Source organism: Priestia sp. RMT2NF4, from assembly GCF_047872835.1.
Classification (GTDB): Bacteria; Bacillota; Bacilli; order Bacillales; family Bacillaceae_H; genus Priestia; species Priestia zanthoxyli.
The window spans coordinates 1,356,721-1,372,511 of the sequence record NZ_JBLQZO010000001.1 but is presented as its reverse complement, the minus strand read 5'-3'; the positions used below and the strand labels follow the sequence as shown (position 1 = coordinate 1,372,511).

Annotated in this window: 22 protein-coding genes; 7 read left to right on the top strand and 15 right to left on the bottom strand. The window is 39.7% G+C overall.

The annotated features are described in order from the left end of the window. Positions 1-45: 45 nt before the first annotated feature. Positions 46-414, bottom strand: a complete 369-nt coding sequence (locus ACMX9J_RS07195; protein WP_033580511.1) for a nuclear transport factor 2 family protein — start codon at positions 412-414, stop codon at positions 46-48. Positions 415-717: 303 nt separating this feature from the next. Between ACMX9J_RS07195 and ACMX9J_RS07190 the strand changes: the two genes are divergently transcribed. Both ACMX9J_RS07190 and ACMX9J_RS07185 read left to right on the top strand, forming a co-directional pair. Further along, positions 718-1,296, top strand: coding sequence for a TetR/AcrR family transcriptional regulator (locus tag ACMX9J_RS07190; RefSeq protein WP_028414486.1), 579 nt, complete (start codon positions 718-720; stop codon positions 1,294-1,296). Between the two features lie 26 nt (positions 1,297-1,322). After that, positions 1,323-4,472: a bifunctional cytochrome P450/NADPH--P450 reductase gene (locus tag ACMX9J_RS07185; RefSeq protein WP_416225564.1), complete on the top strand. Its 3,150-nt coding sequence runs from the start codon at positions 1,323-1,325 to the stop codon at positions 4,470-4,472. Positions 4,473-4,543: 71 nt separating this feature from the next. Here ACMX9J_RS07185 and ACMX9J_RS07180 read toward each other — a convergent pair whose 3' ends face one another. Then, positions 4,544-5,479, bottom strand: a complete 936-nt coding sequence (locus tag ACMX9J_RS07180; protein ID WP_416225563.1) for a helix-turn-helix transcriptional regulator — start codon at positions 5,477-5,479, stop codon at positions 4,544-4,546. Between the two features lie 90 nt (positions 5,480-5,569). Between ACMX9J_RS07180 and ACMX9J_RS07175 the strand changes: the two genes are divergently transcribed. Continuing rightward, entirely contained in the window at positions 5,570-6,088 is a 519-nt protein-coding gene (locus ACMX9J_RS07175; RefSeq protein ID WP_416225562.1) for a dihydrofolate reductase family protein, read from the top strand. An 89-nt stretch (positions 6,089-6,177) separates the two neighbouring features. Continuing rightward, a complete protein-coding gene (locus tag ACMX9J_RS07170; RefSeq protein ID WP_013083968.1) occupies positions 6,178-6,618 on the top strand; it encodes a cell wall hydrolase in 441 nt (146 codons plus the stop codon). A 141-nt stretch (positions 6,619-6,759) separates the two neighbouring features. On the opposite strand, the gene ACMX9J_RS07165 is transcribed toward ACMX9J_RS07170, so the two are convergent. The 10 genes from ACMX9J_RS07165 to gvpA form a co-directional block, all read right to left on the bottom strand. Then, complete coding sequence (locus ACMX9J_RS07165; RefSeq protein ID WP_416225561.1) at positions 6,760-7,284, bottom strand: hypothetical protein; 525 nt, start codon at positions 7,282-7,284, stop codon at positions 6,760-6,762. A gap of 145 nt (positions 7,285-7,429) precedes the next feature. Next, positions 7,430-7,558 (bottom strand): hypothetical protein, encoded by a 129-nt coding sequence (locus tag ACMX9J_RS07160; RefSeq protein ID WP_416225560.1) that lies wholly within the window; start codon positions 7,556-7,558, stop codon positions 7,430-7,432. Positions 7,559-7,590: 32 nt separating this feature from the next. Then, positions 7,591-7,908: a gas vesicle protein gene (locus ACMX9J_RS07155; RefSeq protein WP_013057928.1), complete on the bottom strand. Its 318-nt coding sequence runs from the start codon at positions 7,906-7,908 to the stop codon at positions 7,591-7,593. A gap of 14 nt (positions 7,909-7,922) precedes the next feature. Beyond that, entirely contained in the window at positions 7,923-8,207 is a 285-nt protein-coding gene (locus ACMX9J_RS07150; RefSeq protein ID WP_047750481.1) for a gas vesicle protein K, read from the bottom strand. Continuing rightward, complete coding sequence (locus ACMX9J_RS07145; protein WP_033580517.1) at positions 8,197-8,448, bottom strand: gas vesicle protein; 252 nt, start codon at positions 8,446-8,448, stop codon at positions 8,197-8,199. Before ACMX9J_RS07145 ends, ACMX9J_RS07150 begins: the two co-directional genes overlap by 11 nt. Beyond that, complete coding sequence (locus ACMX9J_RS07140; protein WP_047750482.1) at positions 8,445-9,269, bottom strand: GvpL/GvpF family gas vesicle protein; 825 nt, start codon at positions 9,267-9,269, stop codon at positions 8,445-8,447. Before ACMX9J_RS07140 ends, ACMX9J_RS07145 begins: the two co-directional genes overlap by 4 nt. 11 nt (positions 9,270-9,280) lie before the next feature. Next, positions 9,281-9,538, bottom strand: a complete 258-nt coding sequence (locus ACMX9J_RS07135; protein ID WP_033580519.1) for a gas vesicle protein GvpG — start codon at positions 9,536-9,538, stop codon at positions 9,281-9,283. Further along, entirely contained in the window at positions 9,535-10,305 is a 771-nt protein-coding gene (locus tag ACMX9J_RS07130) for a GvpL/GvpF family gas vesicle protein (RefSeq protein WP_033580520.1), read from the bottom strand. The genes ACMX9J_RS07135 and ACMX9J_RS07130 overlap by 4 nt, the downstream gene beginning before the upstream one ends. 23 nt (positions 10,306-10,328) lie before the next feature. Continuing rightward, a complete protein-coding gene (locus ACMX9J_RS07125) occupies positions 10,329-10,592 on the bottom strand; it encodes a gas vesicle protein GvpO (RefSeq protein ID WP_013057922.1) in 264 nt (87 codons plus the stop codon). A gap of 23 nt (positions 10,593-10,615) precedes the next feature. Beyond that, complete coding sequence (gene gvpA, locus ACMX9J_RS07120) at positions 10,616-10,894, bottom strand: gas vesicle structural protein GvpA (protein ID WP_013057921.1); 279 nt, start codon at positions 10,892-10,894, stop codon at positions 10,616-10,618. 436 nt (positions 10,895-11,330) lie between these two features. On the opposite strand from gvpA, the gene ACMX9J_RS07115 reads away from it, so the two are divergent. Further along, positions 11,331-12,155 (top strand): radical SAM protein, encoded by an 825-nt coding sequence (locus tag ACMX9J_RS07115; RefSeq protein WP_416225559.1) that lies wholly within the window; start codon positions 11,331-11,333, stop codon positions 12,153-12,155. Positions 12,156-12,193: 38 nt separating this feature from the next. Here ACMX9J_RS07115 and ACMX9J_RS07110 read toward each other — a convergent pair whose 3' ends face one another. Both ACMX9J_RS07110 and ACMX9J_RS07105 read right to left on the bottom strand, forming a co-directional pair. After that, entirely contained in the window at positions 12,194-12,577 is a 384-nt protein-coding gene (locus tag ACMX9J_RS07110) for a nuclear transport factor 2 family protein (RefSeq protein WP_028414480.1), read from the bottom strand. A gap of 18 nt (positions 12,578-12,595) precedes the next feature. Further along, positions 12,596-13,075, bottom strand: coding sequence for an RrF2 family transcriptional regulator (locus tag ACMX9J_RS07105; protein WP_013057917.1), 480 nt, complete (start codon positions 13,073-13,075; stop codon positions 12,596-12,598). A gap of 160 nt (positions 13,076-13,235) precedes the next feature. On the opposite strand from ACMX9J_RS07105, the gene ACMX9J_RS07100 reads away from it, so the two are divergent. Then, the gene (locus tag ACMX9J_RS07100; protein WP_230624698.1) at positions 13,236-14,219 is read left to right on the top strand and encodes a LacI family DNA-binding transcriptional regulator; all 984 of its coding nucleotides are present in this window, start codon (positions 13,236-13,238) and stop codon (positions 14,217-14,219) included. A gap of 272 nt (positions 14,220-14,491) precedes the next feature. Continuing rightward, complete coding sequence (locus ACMX9J_RS07095) at positions 14,492-15,175, top strand: TerC family protein (RefSeq protein ID WP_028414478.1); 684 nt, start codon at positions 14,492-14,494, stop codon at positions 15,173-15,175. A gap of 37 nt (positions 15,176-15,212) precedes the next feature. On the opposite strand, the gene ACMX9J_RS07090 is transcribed toward ACMX9J_RS07095, so the two are convergent. Continuing rightward, entirely contained in the window at positions 15,213-15,764 is a 552-nt protein-coding gene (locus ACMX9J_RS07090) for a helix-turn-helix domain-containing protein (RefSeq protein ID WP_028414477.1), read from the bottom strand. Positions 15,765-15,791: the final 27 nt, after the last annotated feature.

Here is a 15,791-nt window from a genome sequence, read left to right as displayed (position 1 = left end):
GAATGCAAATGAAAGAAGGGATGTTTTTTATTATGGCAGCGTTGATTATGCGCTAGAACTGCAGTGACAAGAAACAACCTTTAATGTTCCTTCAACATCTTTCCAAATTCGCGTATAGCAGTATTCGCCTCCAATAGATTCACCAGTTGCCAGCGACCCATTTAACGCTACTTTTGTAACGGTAACGGCAAGTTCTTGAAACAGTTTAATTTCTTGTTCCAACACTTCGATGCCCGCTATATCAAGACTTTTTGAACGATGAGCATTTATATCTTGCTCTTTTGACAACCATTGCCCAAAGTGATTCACAAAAATAAGCTCATCTGAAAGTAATTCTTCTAATAACTCTACGTTATTAGAAAGCATGGCTGAGCGAAGCATTTCTTCGTATTCTATCACTCTTGCTTGGTTCATTTTTAATCCTCCTTTACGCCTTGTGTAACTCTTTTCTATTTCCACCTTACTTTTCCTTTAAACTTCTTCCTTTAATAGATTGTGTTAAATTATGTTAATCAAGGGGATAAGTGGACTAATTTTCTGTAAGCATAAAATATTCTGAAAGACTCCATTATTTACCTTTAAATGGTATAAAATTAGAGTGAAAGAACCTTTTCTTTCCACTTGTCTAGTTATCTTTTTACTATTAAGAAGCAGTTTTTTATACTTGTAATTGTAGCGGAATGAACGTTCATTCCGTTTTTGGAAAGAGGTGATAAAGTGGAATCTACTCCAACAAAACAAAAAGCGATTTTTTCTGCTTCGCTTCTGCTGTTTGCAGAAAGAGGATTTGATGCAACCACGATGCCAATGATTGCAGAAAATGCCAAAGTAGGAGCAGGAACAATTTATCGCTACTTTAAAAATAAAGAAAGCCTTGTAAACGAACTGTTTCAGCAGCATGTAAACGAGTTTTTACAGTGTATTGAAAGCGGCCTGGCTAACGAAAGAGAAGGATATCGAGATGGATTTCATCATATCTTTGAAGGTATGGTGACATTCACTAAAAATCATCCTCGTGCGCTTGGCTTTATTAAAACTCATAGTCAAGGAGCTTTTTTAACAGAAGAGAGTCGCTTAGCCTATCAAAAGCTGGTGGAATTTGTTTGCACGTTCTTCAGAGAAGGACAAAAGCAAGGCATTATTAGAAACCTTCCTGAAAATGCGCTCATTGCTATTTTATTTGGAAGCTTTATGGAAGTATATGAAATGATTGAAAATGACTATTTATCTTTAACTGATGAACTTCTTGCCGGCGTAGAAGAGAGTCTGTGGGCAGCACTTAGCAGACAATCATGAAACTTAACAAGTGAAAGAGGGATAACATGACAATTAAAGAAATGCCTCAGCCAAAAACATTTGGAGAGCTTAAAAACTTACCGTTATTAAACACAGATAAACCGATTCAAACGCTGATGAAAATTGCAGATGAATTAGGGGAAATCTTCAAATTTGAAGCGCCTGGACGTGTGACGCGCTACTTATCAAGTCAGCGTCTAATTAAAGAAGCATGCGATGAATCCCGCTTTGATAAAAACTTAAGTCAAGCGCTTAAATTTGTGCGTGATTTTGCAGGAGACGGTTTATTTACAAGCTGGACGCACGAAAAAAACTGGAAAAAAGCGCATAATATCTTACTTCCAAGCTTCAGTCAGCAAGCGATGAAAGGCTATCACGCGATGATGGTCGATATCGCCGTGCAGCTTATTCAAAAGTGGGAGCGTCTAAATGCAGATGAGCATATTGAAGTACCGGAAGATATGACGCGCTTAACGCTTGATACAATCGGTCTTTGCGGCTTTAATTACCGCTTTAACAGCTTTTATCGCGATCAGCCGCACCCGTTTATTACAAGTATGGTTCGTGCACTAGACGAAGCGATGAACAAGCTGCAGCGAGCAAATCCAGATGATCCTGCCTACGATGAAAATAAGCGTCAGTTTCAAGAAGATATTAAGGTGATGAACGATCTAGTAGATAAAATTATCGCAGATCGCAAGGCAAGCGGTGAACAAAGCGATGATTTATTAACGCATATGCTAAACGGAAAAGACCCAGAAACAGGTGAGCCGCTTGATGATGAGAACATTCGCTATCAAATTATTACGTTCTTAATTGCGGGACACGAAACAACAAGTGGTCTTTTATCATTTGCGCTGTATTTCTTAGTGAAAAATCCACATGTATTACAAAAAGCAGCAGCAGAAGCAGCACGAGTTTTAGTAGATCCTGTTCCAAGCTATAAACAAGTGAAACAGCTTAAATACGTCGGCATGGTCTTAAACGAAGCGCTGCGCTTATGGCCGACAGCTCCTGCATTTTCTCTATATGCAAAAGAGGATACGGTGCTTGGAGGAGAATATCCGTTAGAAAAAGGCGATGAACTGATGGTTCTAATTCCTCAGCTTCACCGTGATAAAACGATTTGGGGAGACGATGTGGAAGAGTTCCGCCCAGAGCGTTTTGAAAATCCAAGCGCGATTCCGCAGCATGCGTTTAAACCGTTTGGAAACGGTCAGCGTGCGTGTATCGGTCAGCAGTTCGCTCTTCATGAAGCAACGCTTGTACTTGGTATGATGCTAAAACATTTTGATTTTGAAGATCATACAAACTACGAGATGGATATTAAAGAAACTTTAACGTTAAAACCTGAAGGCTTTGTTGTAAAAGCAAAATCAAAAAAAATTCCGCTTGGTGGCATTCCTTCACCTAGCACGGAACAGCCTGCTAAAAAAGCACGCAAAAAGGTAGAGAACGCTCATAATACGCCGCTGCTTGTGTTATACGGTTCAAATATGGGAACAGCTGAAGGAACGGCGAGGGATTTAGCAGATATTGCGATGAGCAAAGGATTCGCACCTCAGGTTGCAACGCTTGATTCCCATGCAGGAAATCTTCCGCGTGAAGGAGCTGTTTTAATTGTAACGGCTTCTTATAACGGACATCCGCCTGATAACGCAAAGCAGTTTGTCGACTGGTTAGACCAAGCGTCTGCTGATGAAGTAAAAGGCGTTCGCTACTCCGTATTTGGATGCGGCGATAAAAACTGGGCAACTACCTATCAAAAAGTGCCTGCTTTTATCGATGAAACGCTTGCAGCTAAAGGGGCAGAAAACATAGCTGAACGCGGCGAAGCAGATGCAAGCGACGACTTTGAAGGCACATACGAAGAATGGCGTGAACATATGTGGAGTGACGTAGCAGCTTACTTTAACCTCGACATAGAAAACAGTGAAGATAATAAATCTACGCTTTCACTTCAATTTGTCGACAGCGCTGCGGACATGCCGCTTGCGAAAATGCACGGTGCTTTTTCGGCGAACGTTGTAGCAAGCAAAGAACTACAAAAACCAGGCAGTGAACGAAGCACGCGTCATCTTGAAATTGAGCTTCCAAAAGAAGGTTCTTATCAAGAAGGAGATCATTTAGGTATTATTCCTCGCAACTATGAAGGAATAGTAAATCGTGTAACGACAAGGTTCGGTCTAGATGCATCACAGCAAATCCGTTTGGAAGCTGAAGAAGAAAAATTAGCGCATTTGCCACTCGGTAAAACCGTATCAGTAGAAGAGCTTCTGCAATATGTGGAGCTTCAAGATCCTGTTACGCGCGCACAGCTTCGCGCAATGGCTGCTAAAACGGTCTGCCCGCCGCATAAAGTGGAGCTTGAAGCCTTGCTTGAAAAGCAAGCGTATAAAGAAAAAGTGCTGGCAAAACGCTTAACAATGCTTGAACTGCTTGAAAAATATCCGGCGTGTGAAATGGAATTCAGCGAATTTATCGCTCTTCTTCCAAGCATGCGTCCGCGCTATTACTCCATTTCTTCATCACCTCGCGTCGATGAAAAACAAGCAAGCATCACGGTTAGCGTCGTCTCAGGAGAGGCGTGGAGCGGATATGGAGAATATAAAGGAATTGCGTCGAACTATCTTGCTGAGCTGCAAGAAGGAGATACAATTACGTGCTTTGTTTCCACACCGCAGTCAGGCTTTACGCTGCCAAAAGATCCTGAAACACCGATTATCATGGTCGGACCAGGAACAGGCGTCGCGCCGTTTAGAGGCTTTGTGCAGGCTCGCAAGCAGTTAAAAGAACAAGGACAGTCGCTTGGAGAAGCGCATTTATACTTTGGCTGCCGTTCACCTCATGAAGACTATCTGTATCAAGAAGAGCTTGAAAACGCACAAAATGAAGATGTCATTACGCTTCATACCGCTTTTTCACGCGTACCAAATCAGCCGAAAACATACGTTCAGCACGTTATGGAACAAGACGGCACGAAATTGATTGAACTTCTTGATCAAGGAGCGCACTTCTATATTTGCGGAGACGGAAGCCAAATGGCACCTGACGTTGAAGCAACGCTTATTAAAAGCTATGCTGATGTTCATGAAGTAAGTGAAGCAGACGCTCGCTTATGGCTGCAGCAGCTAGAAGAAAAGGGCCGATACGCAAAAGACGTGTGGGCTGGGTAAATAAAAAATAACCTCCGCTATTTAGCGGAGGTTATTTTTTATAGTCAGATTGAGACATAACTAAACCCACCTCATTTATAGCGCCTCAGCGTTTCTTCTGCGTGACAGCAAATTTTTTCAATTAGCTCCTGAGGTTCTTCAATTAAAGCATGAGCACCTAAGGTATAGAAAAAAGAAGCCATGTAGTTTAATTCATTTCCATCAGTTATCGTATCGATATAGCCGCCCCCGTCTTCCGTTACCTTCACATGATTTTCAAGCCACGGAACGCCTTTACACTGACGAACGCCTTCGTGCGTCAAGGTTACTTTTAACGAAATCGGCTGTGAGTTTACCGGTTCTGTTTCAAGCCATTCTTTTAACGTAAGAGACATCTTTTCGTCTTTTTCTAAAACTTTTAACGAGTGAATACGATCTGCTCGAAACAATAATACTTTTTGCTTATCGCAGGAATAAGCGGGGCAGTACCACAAGCCGTTATGAGCATAAATGCCAAGGGGTTTGACTTCTTTTCTTGTTTGACCCGTCTTTGAATCATAAAGAAATTCAATATATTTTCCTGTAAGGCTTGCTTCTAGCAGCTCTTTTAAATAAGGAGTGTCTAAGTTTCTTTTAGGATTCCAAAACGCAATATGAGCACTTATTTTATCTACTTTTTTCTTCGTTTCTTCAGACAGGTACACATAAAATTTTTGAAGAGCCGCATGAATTTCTGCATCAAACGGAAGGTCATGATAATACTGCAGAGCTTGATAAGCAAAAAAGATCGAAATAGCTTCTTCTTCCGTAAACAAGATAGGAGGGAGAATACGGTTTTTTAACACTCTGTAACCACCGCTCCGTCCTTTTTCACTGTAAAGAGGCAGTCCTAATTCACTTAAGTCCAGCAAATAGCGCTGAACGGTCCGTACAGAAAGGCCAAATTCCTCCGCTAGTTCTTTTGCCGTAAACGTTCTTTTTGTATTAATAAACATAAGCATATCAACAAGCCGTCTAGACTTAGCCATTTATTTTCACCTTTTTCTTTTAATATGACAAAAAGTGTCGTATTAAGATGATATCATACAGAAACAGTAAAGTTGAAAGGAGAAAAGGGAATGAAGAAAAAAATCGTCGTATATATTGCCGCAAGCTTAGACGGGTATATCGCAAGAGAAAACGGAGAGATTGACTGGCTAGAAAGTGTAGAAGGAGAGGGAGACAACGGCTACGAAGCGTTTTATCAAACGTGTGATGCGGTCGTTATGGGAAAGGCTACGTACAATCACGTGCTGAAGCTCACACCCGAGTTTCCGTATCTCGATAAAAAGTGCTACGTGTTTAGCCGCTCAGCTCAAGGAAAAGATCAGTATGTGGAGTTTATAAACGAAAGCGTGGCGTCATTTCTCCACAACCTCAATCAAGATACGAAAAAAATATGGCTGGTGGGAGGTGCTGATATTCTCGCTGATTTCTTAAAAGCAAACAGGGTGGATGAATTTATTATATCGGTTATTCCTGTTTTGCTTGGAGCTGGTATTCCATTGTTTAAGCCAGGAATTCCAGAAATGAACTTCAAGCTCACTAATATGAAGCAGTATGGACAAATTGCTCAGCTGTATTACAAAAGAGGATAAGCCTTTTGCGGAGCATTCAATTACTGTTATTTTAGGGACAATGACATCAAGACCGGCTTTTTTTCATAGTATATTTTTGGGGTGAAAAAATGCCAAGAGTAAATTATCGAGATTCAGACGTTGCTTTAATGGCAAGGATGATGAGAGCAGAAGCTGAAGGCGAAGGAAAACAAGGCATGCTGTATGTTGGAAATGTCATTGTAAATCGCCTTAAAGCAAACTGTTTAGATTTCAAGAATTTAAGATCCGTTCCGCAAGTTATTTATCAGGTGCAGGGAGGCAACTATTCGTTCGAGGCTGTTCAAAAAGGAAATGTATTTTATCAACGAGCAAGAGGTGTTGAAAAAAGGTTAGCCAAAAAGAATTTGGATTATTGGAGAGAACACCCGGGGAAATATGCACTGTGGTACTTTAACCCATCCGCTCCATGCCCTCCAACATGGTACGGTCAACCCGCTTCTGGTCAATACAAAAATCATTGCTACTATGAGCCAAAGCCTGGAACATGCGCTAGCGTTTATAACGGGTAGATAGCTTAGAAGATATGCTGCGCTTTGAAAGTCTGGCCTCAAATCCAACCCGTTAGCTGCAGGTGACAAGGTAATTCTTCTTCATATAATAAGAGAAAGCCCTCTTTTCATAAAGAGGGCTTTTGCTAATTGGTGCATTTCTCATTTTGCTTCAAATTTTATGTTTTTACCAGCAGCAAATTCGGATTGATCCTTCGCTTTTGTATACTTTACCACCCAGGACGTCTTTACCTTAGCTGCTGCTAAAATATCTTTGATTTGCTTATCGGTTAAGCCTTTCGTATAAAGGACAAATTCCCTTGTATAGATGTTTTTGTTTTCTTGCTCTTCATCTGCACCGCTGCCAAACCAATATCTTGTTTGCTGATCGTCGTTCATGTTATTAAAAGCTTGTTTATAATTAGGCAGCTTAACTTGAATATTCGACAGGTAATCCGTACCGCGTAATGTAAGAACCACATGCACTTTGCGAAAATCTTGTTTAGAGGGGCTTGTTAATTTGGATATTTCAACTTCACTAAATTCTTTTTTCGTCAGCGGTTTAACTGTAGTAGAAACAGAAACTTGCGGGTCTGAGTGATTTGTCGTAACTTCTTCGGTACTGCAGGCGCTTAAAATGATCACCGTTAAAAGAGCATAAATTGCTCCCATCACTTTTTTCTTCATGCTCGTTCTCCTTTGTCATTAATAGATAATGGTATTCATTCGCCATGTTCATTATCTTTACCTTTATTTGTCACAACGTCATGATTAATGAAGAAAAGTATAGAAACATTAAAAAGAGAAATGCCGAGGCATTTCTCTTTTTGTTCTATGAGTCTGGATTAAGCGAAGTATGCGTATACTCCGGCATACGCTCTTCTTTTTCCGTTAGTTGAGTATCGGGGCTTTGCTGCTCTTGTGAAACAGGAGACAGCGTGGGTTTTTGTTCATGATTCATGTTTGTCATTCCTCCTTCTATGAAGTGAGCTGTTAATCAAGCGAAAGCAAATCATCTTGAATTCGCTGTGTTAAAGAGGCAACTTGCTGCGTTAAACTGTCATTTTCCGCCTGGAGTTTTTGATAAGACTGATTTGCTTTTGAACATAGGTAAGGATCTGTTTCCCACCAGTCCATGCCAATTTCTCTTGCTTTATCAATAGAAGCGACAAGCAGCCGGATTTTTATGGTTAAGAGTTCAACATCAGCAATTTGCACTTTAATATCTCCAGCAATAACAAGACCTTTATCTAATACTTTTTCCAATACTTCTACAATGGTGCCCAGCTGCCCGTTATGTTCCGCCGCCATTTTTTCACTCCTTGTTATAACACTTTTCCCAGGGGACCTAGATCAATATTTAAATCTTCATTTGTAAAGTTAAACACTGATTTTAGCTCCTCCATTTTGTTCTCTAACTTCATCAACGCCACGCCCAGATCTTCGATTTGAGCGTCCGTCAGGTTTCCGCTGTCGACTCGGCGAATCGCATGTTTTTCAATGAGCTGCCGCAGCAATTCAATGACGGTTAAAACAAGCTGTGCTAGGCCCTGTTCAGCATTTTCCGCACTCAGCTCAATGCGACCGTTCCGTTTAGGGTTATTTTCCATTTCGCAACGCCTCCGTTTCCTGTTCAAACTGCTGAGAAGAAATGATTTGACGATCATGAGAGCCTATCAGCGTTTCTACAGAAGAAATCAGTACGCGCAGATCAAGATAGACTAAATCAATTCCGGCAATTGAAATCAATAAATCACCTTTAATGGCAATTCCTTTATCGAGGATCACATCCAATATATCAATGAGGGCAATGTCTTTTTGCTCGAGCGTTTGTTTTCGCAGCGATGTCATCCCGCATCTTTCTCCGAGCGGAGAGTGTCGATATGATAAGCAGGCCATGGTCCTGTTACTTCAATGTTCAGTCCCATGCTTTTGTAAAGCGCTTGCTTGTTGCTAATGGCTTTTAGAAACGATTCCACATTGCTCTTGGACAAAAGGTAGATGCTGTTCCAGCACATGCTGTAGCTGTCGCCGGTTATTTTTTGACTCCAGTTATTTTTGATTGTGTGGTAAGCGGCGTAGGGACTTATCTCACTGTGCAGGTGATCACAAAGCGAAAGCTGCTCTTTTTCTGTTTCTTCTTCAATCAGCCTTTCTATCTTTTTACGTTCAAAAAACTGCCTGCCCGGAGGTAACGTATTTATTTCTTCTTTTTTCTTTTGGATCGTTTCACTGTATGTCAAGAGGTAGCTCTTTAAATGATTCGTATGGGCATACACTTTTATATTCCATTCTTCAGATTTTTTTAAAAGCTGAAGAGAAGAAAGGGTTTTTTCTTTGTTATCGACAATGCTTTTTTGGCAGCTGTCCTTGCTTTTATAGACAGTACAAAATTTCATTGGAAGAAGCGTGTAGTGTTTCTGTAAGAAAAGAAGGGTCTCATGGTGATGCATAGCCTTGTCTTGCAGCCATTTCATATCTTGCTCTATCTTTTCTTTTAGCATTTCTTCTGAATACTCAACGCTTGGCAAGTCGCATACGAATGCGGTAATATCATCAAAGCAAAGAGTATAGATAGGGTTGTTCTTGTCCATGCCTTCAAGCGCGGGGAAGGCAATTTGCTTAGTTTCTTCGGTTGGAACTAGACCATATAAATAAATGAGCTTTTCCATCTCTTTCAACCTCACTTTTGTTTCTTCGTCATTGATTCCCATCTTTTTAATTCATGTTCTTTTGCTGCTTCATACCTAAGCAGCAGTTCTTTTTCTTTTTCCATATACGCATCTTCTGGTATTTCTCCAAGCTCATACATCATTTGAAGATGAACGATTTTTTGCTGAATAAAAGAAACGTCATACAGTTCCTTATCCGCTTCTTCTTTGATTTTTTGCCCAACTTTAACAATGAGCGTGACAGGAGATAACAGCAGTTTATGAATCATACATTCTCTTCTACTTTTAATTGAATATTGATAAAGTTATAAGCGGCCCACGGTCCGGAATATTTAAAATCGGCTTTGTGTTTCCACTTTTCATAAAGATCATTTACACGTTCATCAAACGCTGCTTCTTTTTCTCGGTCAATTAAAAATGAAGCATTCAAAAGCATCGTTTCGACAATAGGAGGATTAAGTCTAGACGCTTCAGCCATCGGTTCTAAATGTTGATACAGCTCTTTTTTACAGTCATGCTGAAGCTTTAAAAAGAATTTCTGAGCTGTTTCTCCGTGCGCAATTTGTTTATAAAAATCAGCACTGGCAGAACGCGGATTTCGCACTTGCTGCAAAGAAGAGTCTTGCCCCACTTTTTGTTTCAGCCAGTCCGCTTTCCCAATTACTTTTAGTCCGACTTCTATTTTTCCTTTTAACTGTGGGAAAAGGGAGGAGAACTGTGGATATAAGTTTTCTAACAGCATTTCAACATCTTGTTGACTATGAAATACATTGCCAAAGCTGATTGGAATGACCGAATCATGCTTATTCATTACTTTGGAAATCACCTGCTGGTGCGCTGTGACATTCTCTTTGGTAGGGTGATAAATTTTAAGAGGAAAGGCAGCGGCCACTATAGCTGCATCTCGGTAGTGAATGGTAAAAGTAGCTCTTTCTTGATGATCAATCGTGACGCTGCCAAACGTATGCGCCTCGGTGGCAGGAATGCTGCAAAAAATGTAAATGCCCGTTGCTTCACTCATCGATTTCTGTTTCATTCCTTTCCTTTAAAATAATAGGCTTACTTCTCTGCTGGAGAGCTTCGATAGCGCAGGCTGGTGCGTGAAAAAGACGTAATGTTATGCTGCTTATTGACCAGCACTTCATAGATACCAAGCAGTTCATCTTTTGCATAGCGCCTCATATACTCCTGTTCTTCAAATGCCTCAAGTGTTATTTTCCATCCTCCATTTTGAATCGATTCATACGAAATAATTCGATGAGGAGGAGCAACGTGTTCTTTAAAAAAATCAGTCACGGATTCCATAATTTCGGCTACTTTCACTTCTCTAACCCACCTTTATGAGTTTATAAATCTAAATCTTGTAAAAGGTTTAGCTGTTCAAGTTTTTTTCCGCCGTTATTCGAAGAAAGAAAATCTTCTCTTTCATTATGAAGCAGCCGAACTGCCTCGGCATACCTCAGCCATGTGTCCACACTGGCAATAACGATTCGAGCTTCAATGGTAATTAATTCAATACCAATAACGGAAATACGAGCGAATACGTCAATTACCACGCCTTTATCTAAGATGCGGTCAACTACTTCAGCTAGACTAGAACAATCGTTTGATTTGTTAATCGTCATGATGAAAACCCTCTCATGTTGCATAGTAAAATATATACGTTTGCTAATCTTGCTATTAATGTGCGTGATATTGTAAAAAATATACAAATGAAACGTGCATAAATTAAAAAATAGTATAAAATACCATGATTATTTTTGTTTTAATACGGGTAGAGTTAAGTACATTACTTTTATCCATTGATGAATGAAAACACATACATAAAAAACAAAGGGAGTGGAGAAAGATGAGAAAAGAAGAGCAGCCGGTATTATCTGATTTTATTGAAAAGGACCAATTTGAGTTAAATTCATATTTAACTTCTTTACTTGAAACGACAAGTGAAAAGAAAGAAAATCAAAGTTGACGAATTGAAAACATAAAGGGCTACTTTCCATGTGGAAAGTAGTTTTTTCATTTGCGAACTTGATATACTTATTGGACAACGAGGTGAGAAAGATGAACCAAAAAGACGTGGTTTCGAGAAGTATTTTAACAAAAGCGACCGGCTTTTTAGCATCTGGTTATACTCATAGTTTAAATCCGTATGCCGGATGTGCATTTTCCTGCAAATTTTGCTACGTGCGCGAGCTGCCAATTCAGCGTTTTAAAGAGATGGAGTGGGGGACATGGCTAGAGCTTAAAGTCAACGCAGCTGAAGTCTATCAAAAAGAAATACAAAAACTGCGAAAAAAAGAGCAGCCGGTGCACATATTTATGTCTTCAGCGACAGATCCCTATCAGCCTGCTGAGCGCAAAGCAGGCATCACACGTGCCCTTTTAGAAACAATGATCAATCATCCCCCTGATTTTTTATTGATTCAAACAAGGTCGCCACTTGTGGCGAGGGATATTGATTTGCTTTTACAGCTTCAAAAAGTATGTGATCTTCGCGTATCGATGACTGTTGAAACGGACCGAGAAGATGTAAAACAAATTTTTTCTCCTTATGCTCCGGGGATGAAACTTCGTATGAATGCGTTAAAAAAAGTAAAAGAAAGCGGAATTTCAACGCAAGTAACCATTGCTCCAATGCTTCCTTTCACGCCTGAATTTCCTGAAAAAATAGAAGGAATGATGGACCGAATTTGCATTGATACCTTGTACTTAGGAGACGGTTCCTTAGGTAAAACGTCTAAAAGGCTAGGAATGCCGGAATTATTTGAGAAGCACGGTTTCCTAGACTGGTATGACAAAGACATTCATATCAAAGCCATTCGTTATTTTGAAAAATTTTATCCTTCTTCGATGATTTATCTTTCTCAAGAAGGGTTTGCGCCGTAAAAAAAAGAAGGGCCTATATATCCCTTCTTTTCTCCATATTAATTTTTATACGTATCAAACATGTTTGTGTCATCAGGTACGTTTTCTAAATAACTGATCTTCCCGTTTTTATCTAGCTTAGCAATATCTTTTCCTGTTTGAGTAAATACGCTGCCAGATGCACGTTTTCCGCATACTGCCCAAGGCGTTTCAAACATGTCCGTACCTTCAACTGCTTTCCAGCCTTCGAACATATGCTTAATATCAGCATTTTCTTTAAAAACCATTTTCACAAACAGCTTCCAGTTTTCAATGCCTTGCTTTTCGTGGCCGTTTAAGACAAATACGATATCGTCTGAAAAAAGGCTCACCAATTCTTCAAATGCTTGTTCGCTTGTACGTGATTGATCGAATAAATCAAAATATCTATTTAAGTTTTCCATGATAATCTCCTTTGGGTGCTACAGCACCATTTTTTCTTCTACAGTTGCTTTTAGCATGTCCAGGTTTTCTTTTGGACATTTTTTGTGAATTTCATTTGTGAGCGTAGCAATGGTTTGCCGTTTTAAAATGGACTGCCATGAAGATTCAGCTTCTTCCATTAAATCGGATAATAAGCAAATATCTTTGTCTTTTAAATTAAGCATATCGTGAAAAATACCGCTTGATGAGTAAAGAGACTGCTTGCCTTCAATGGCTACGTATACGTCATAAATTCGGATTTCTTCCGGCGTTTTCTTTAAGCGAAATCCACCTTTGCTACCAGGAACGGAAGCAAGTAAATCAGCGCTAACCAGCTTGCGAAGAAGCTTTTGAAAATACGTAGGCGAACCCCCAAGCTGAGTGCTGATGACATCTCCTGGCAGCACAGCTTTTTCAGGTAAAAACGTAAGCAGCAAAATGGCATACACCGATTGCTCAACGCCTGTTTTCATATGCAAAAACATCATCTCCTGCTATATGTGTACAATGTGGATAATTATTATCCACATTGTACACATCATAACGCTTATGAATCAAAAAGTAAAGCAGTTACTTAATATGCACGTGATATTCGTGTATACTGTGAAAGAAACAGCAACAAAATACGGAGATGAGAGAATGACAACTATTGCAGATATCGCTCGGCTTGCAGGAGTAGCAAAAAGCACTGTATCCCGCTACCTTAACGGAGGGTCTGTGAGCGATGCAACGAAACGAAAAATTGAAGGAATTATTAAAGAAACAAACTATAGCCCAAATGCTTTTGCTCAAAGCTTAAAAGCGAAAAAAACAAATATCATCGGTGTCATTGTTCCGCGTATGGGTTCTTTTGCGACTTCCCGCACATTAGATGGTATTGATCAAGAACTTAGAGACCACCACTACCAAATGATTGTTTCCAATTCTAATCAAGATTTAGAAAGAGAAATTGAAAATATTTATACGCTGGCTAAGCAGAAGGTAGCCGGTATTATTTTGCTTGCCGTTCAAATCACGAAAGCTCATTTGGAAGCGTTCCGTACGATTTCAATTCCTGTTTTGCTAATTGGACAGGAGCATAAAGAAGTCCACAGCTTAATTCACCAAGATTACGAGGCTGCATGCGACATTGGAAGGTACATAGGGGAAAAAGGGCATAAAAAAATTGCTTTTTTAGGCGTAACCGAAAAAGACATAGCTGTAGGTGTAAAGCGAAAAGAAGGCGTAAAGGACGGTCTTAAAGACAGCGATTGCGAAATCCGCTGTTATCAAACAAGCTTTAACATGAGCGATGCAATCGGAGCAGCTACGGCAGTGATGAAAGAATTTAACCCGTCCATGATTGTATGTGCGACCGATAACATTGCGCTTGGTACGTTAAAGGCAGCTTATTTAAACGGACTGCGCGTTCCTGAAGATGTATCCATTACCGGCTTTGGAGGCTATGAAATTACAGGTGTGATTCATCCGAGCTTAACAACCGTAAAATATTACTATAAAGAAGCGGGCCAAATGGGAGCACAGCGAATTATCAAGCTAGTTAACGGCGAAGAAGTTGAAAAGCTTACACTTTCGAACTATGAATTGATTGAAAGAGAAAGCGTTGACAATCGTTTTACATAAAAAATGATTGACAGAATGTAGGAGATGCTATAGTATGAATGGTGTAAATACAAACAAATAATTGAACGTATCTCCTAAAGGGGAGTAGCTTTAACAGCAAAGTCGTCATTACAGAGATTATCTCTCGGCTTTGTTGGCGACATTATGTTGTTAGCAAGACCTTTACCGCTTATTTGGTAAGGGTCTTTTTTGTATTCAATTATAAAAAAGGAGGAAAAGGCTCGGACATTTAGAGGAGAAACGTTACATAAAAAGAGAAGGTGGAGGTAACTATGGAGGAACTAATTGGCGTATCAGTGCAAGGTTTGCTGCAAATTATTTTTCTTGATTTAATTTTAAGCGGAGATAACGCGATTGTGATTGCAATGGCGGCTCGTAACGTACCAAAAGACTTACAAAAAAGAGCGATTTTAATTGGAACAGGCGGCGCGATTGGTCTTCGATTATTATTTGCGGCTATTATTGTCCCATTATTAAAGATTCCATTAATCGGAGCGGTCGGCGGCTTGATGCTAGTCTGGATCGCGTATAAATTATTAGCCGATAATCACGAACACGGCGATAACCCTCAAGGTGGAGCAACGGTATGGAGTGCGGTTAAAACGATTATTATCGCAGATGCGGTCATGTCATTAGATAACGTATTAGCTCTAGCTGGTGTAGCTCATGAATTTGTTCCAATTATGATTGGTGTATTAATTTCAATTCCGATTATTATTTGGGGAAGCAGCTTTATTATGAAAGCAATGGAAAAATTTCCGATTATCATTTACGCTGGAGCGGCGATGCTCGCATGGTCTGCTGGAAAAATGATTGTTGAAGATAAAATTATTGGTGGATTTGTTCCAAGTACAGCTTTACATCTTGCTGTTCAAGTTATCTTAACGATTGCAGTTGTAAGTATTGGATACATGAAAAACAAAAAAATGAAAAAAGAACAAGCCCACGCAGCTTAATAAAAAAAGAGCGTACGGATGATCCGTACGCTCTTTTTTATGATTCGGGATAGTGCATAAGTAAAAAAAAGCTTGCTTCTTCTTCAGATGAATTGATATAGCTGTGAGAGGTATTTCCTGAAAAATGCAGAGCGTCTCCTGAGACTAATTCATGTTCTTCACTTTCAAAACGAACCGTTAATTCTCCTTCTTTAATCAGTAAGTATTCATCTCCTAAGTGAGTTTTTGCTTCATGCACGCATCCGGGCTTTAATGTGACAATGTAAATTTCAAACTTTTTTTCCGGGTGATAAGGAAAAAAAGAATACACTAAGTAATCACCTTTGTTGTCCGTGATGGGATCTAGCTGTTTTATGCTTACTTTCTGCACATCCGGAGTGTCTTCTTTTATAAATACAGAAAAAGAGACTTGAAGGCCGTTCGCAATCTTCCAAAGCGTAGTAACTGTCGGACTGGATTTACCTTTTTCAATTTGTGCAAGCATTGCTTTGCTCACACCTGTTAATTCAGAAACTTGATCAAGCGTCAAATTTCGATTTTTTCGTAGTTTAACAAGATTTTTAGCAATAATATCTTGAATCGCGTCCATTGTTGTACTCCTTTAATGATTATAAAG

Coding starts and splice junctions, on each gene's coding strand:
- ACMX9J_RS07195 (WP_033580511.1), bottom strand. CDS start 414: ATGAACCAAGCAAGAGTGATAGAATACGAAGAAATGCTTCGCTCAGCC.
- ACMX9J_RS07185 (WP_416225564.1), top strand. CDS start 1,323: ATGACAATTAAAGAAATGCCTCAGCCAAAAACATTTGGAGAGCTTAAA.
- ACMX9J_RS07180 (WP_416225563.1), bottom strand. CDS start 5,479: ATGGCTAAGTCTAGACGGCTTGTTGATATGCTTATGTTTATTAATACA.
- ACMX9J_RS07175 (WP_416225562.1), top strand. CDS start 5,570: ATGAAGAAAAAAATCGTCGTATATATTGCCGCAAGCTTAGACGGGTAT.
- ACMX9J_RS07170 (WP_013083968.1), top strand. CDS start 6,178: ATGCCAAGAGTAAATTATCGAGATTCAGACGTTGCTTTAATGGCAAGG.
- ACMX9J_RS07165 (WP_416225561.1), bottom strand. CDS start 7,284: ATGAAGAAAAAAGTGATGGGAGCAATTTATGCTCTTTTAACGGTGATC.
- ACMX9J_RS07160 (WP_416225560.1), bottom strand. CDS start 7,558: ATGAATCATGAACAAAAACCCACGCTGTCTCCTGTTTCACAAGAGCAG.
- ACMX9J_RS07155 (WP_013057928.1), bottom strand. CDS start 7,908: ATGGCGGCGGAACATAACGGGCAGCTGGGCACCATTGTAGAAGTATTG.
- ACMX9J_RS07150 (WP_047750481.1), bottom strand. CDS start 8,207: ATGGAAAATAACCCTAAACGGAACGGTCGCATTGAGCTGAGTGCGGAA.
- ACMX9J_RS07145 (WP_033580517.1), bottom strand. CDS start 8,448: ATGACATCGCTGCGAAAACAAACGCTCGAGCAAAAAGACATTGCCCTC.
- ACMX9J_RS07140 (WP_047750482.1), bottom strand. CDS start 9,269: ATGGAAAAGCTCATTTATTTATATGGTCTAGTTCCAACCGAAGAAACT.
- ACMX9J_RS07135 (WP_033580519.1), bottom strand. CDS start 9,538: ATGATTCATAAACTGCTGTTATCTCCTGTCACGCTCATTGTTAAAGTT.
- ACMX9J_RS07130 (WP_033580520.1), bottom strand. CDS start 10,305: ATGAAACAGAAATCGATGAGTGAAGCAACGGGCATTTACATTTTTTGC.
- gvpA (WP_013057921.1), bottom strand. CDS start 10,894: ATGACGATTAACAAATCAAACGATTGTTCTAGTCTAGCTGAAGTAGTT.
- ACMX9J_RS07115 (WP_416225559.1), top strand. CDS start 11,331: ATGAACCAAAAAGACGTGGTTTCGAGAAGTATTTTAACAAAAGCGACC.
- ACMX9J_RS07110 (WP_028414480.1), bottom strand. CDS start 12,577: ATGGAAAACTTAAATAGATATTTTGATTTATTCGATCAATCACGTACA.
- ACMX9J_RS07100 (WP_230624698.1), top strand. CDS start 13,236: ATGACAACTATTGCAGATATCGCTCGGCTTGCAGGAGTAGCAAAAAGC.
- ACMX9J_RS07095 (WP_028414478.1), top strand. CDS start 14,492: ATGGAGGAACTAATTGGCGTATCAGTGCAAGGTTTGCTGCAAATTATT.
- ACMX9J_RS07090 (WP_028414477.1), bottom strand. CDS start 15,764: ATGGACGCGATTCAAGATATTATTGCTAAAAATCTTGTTAAACTACGA.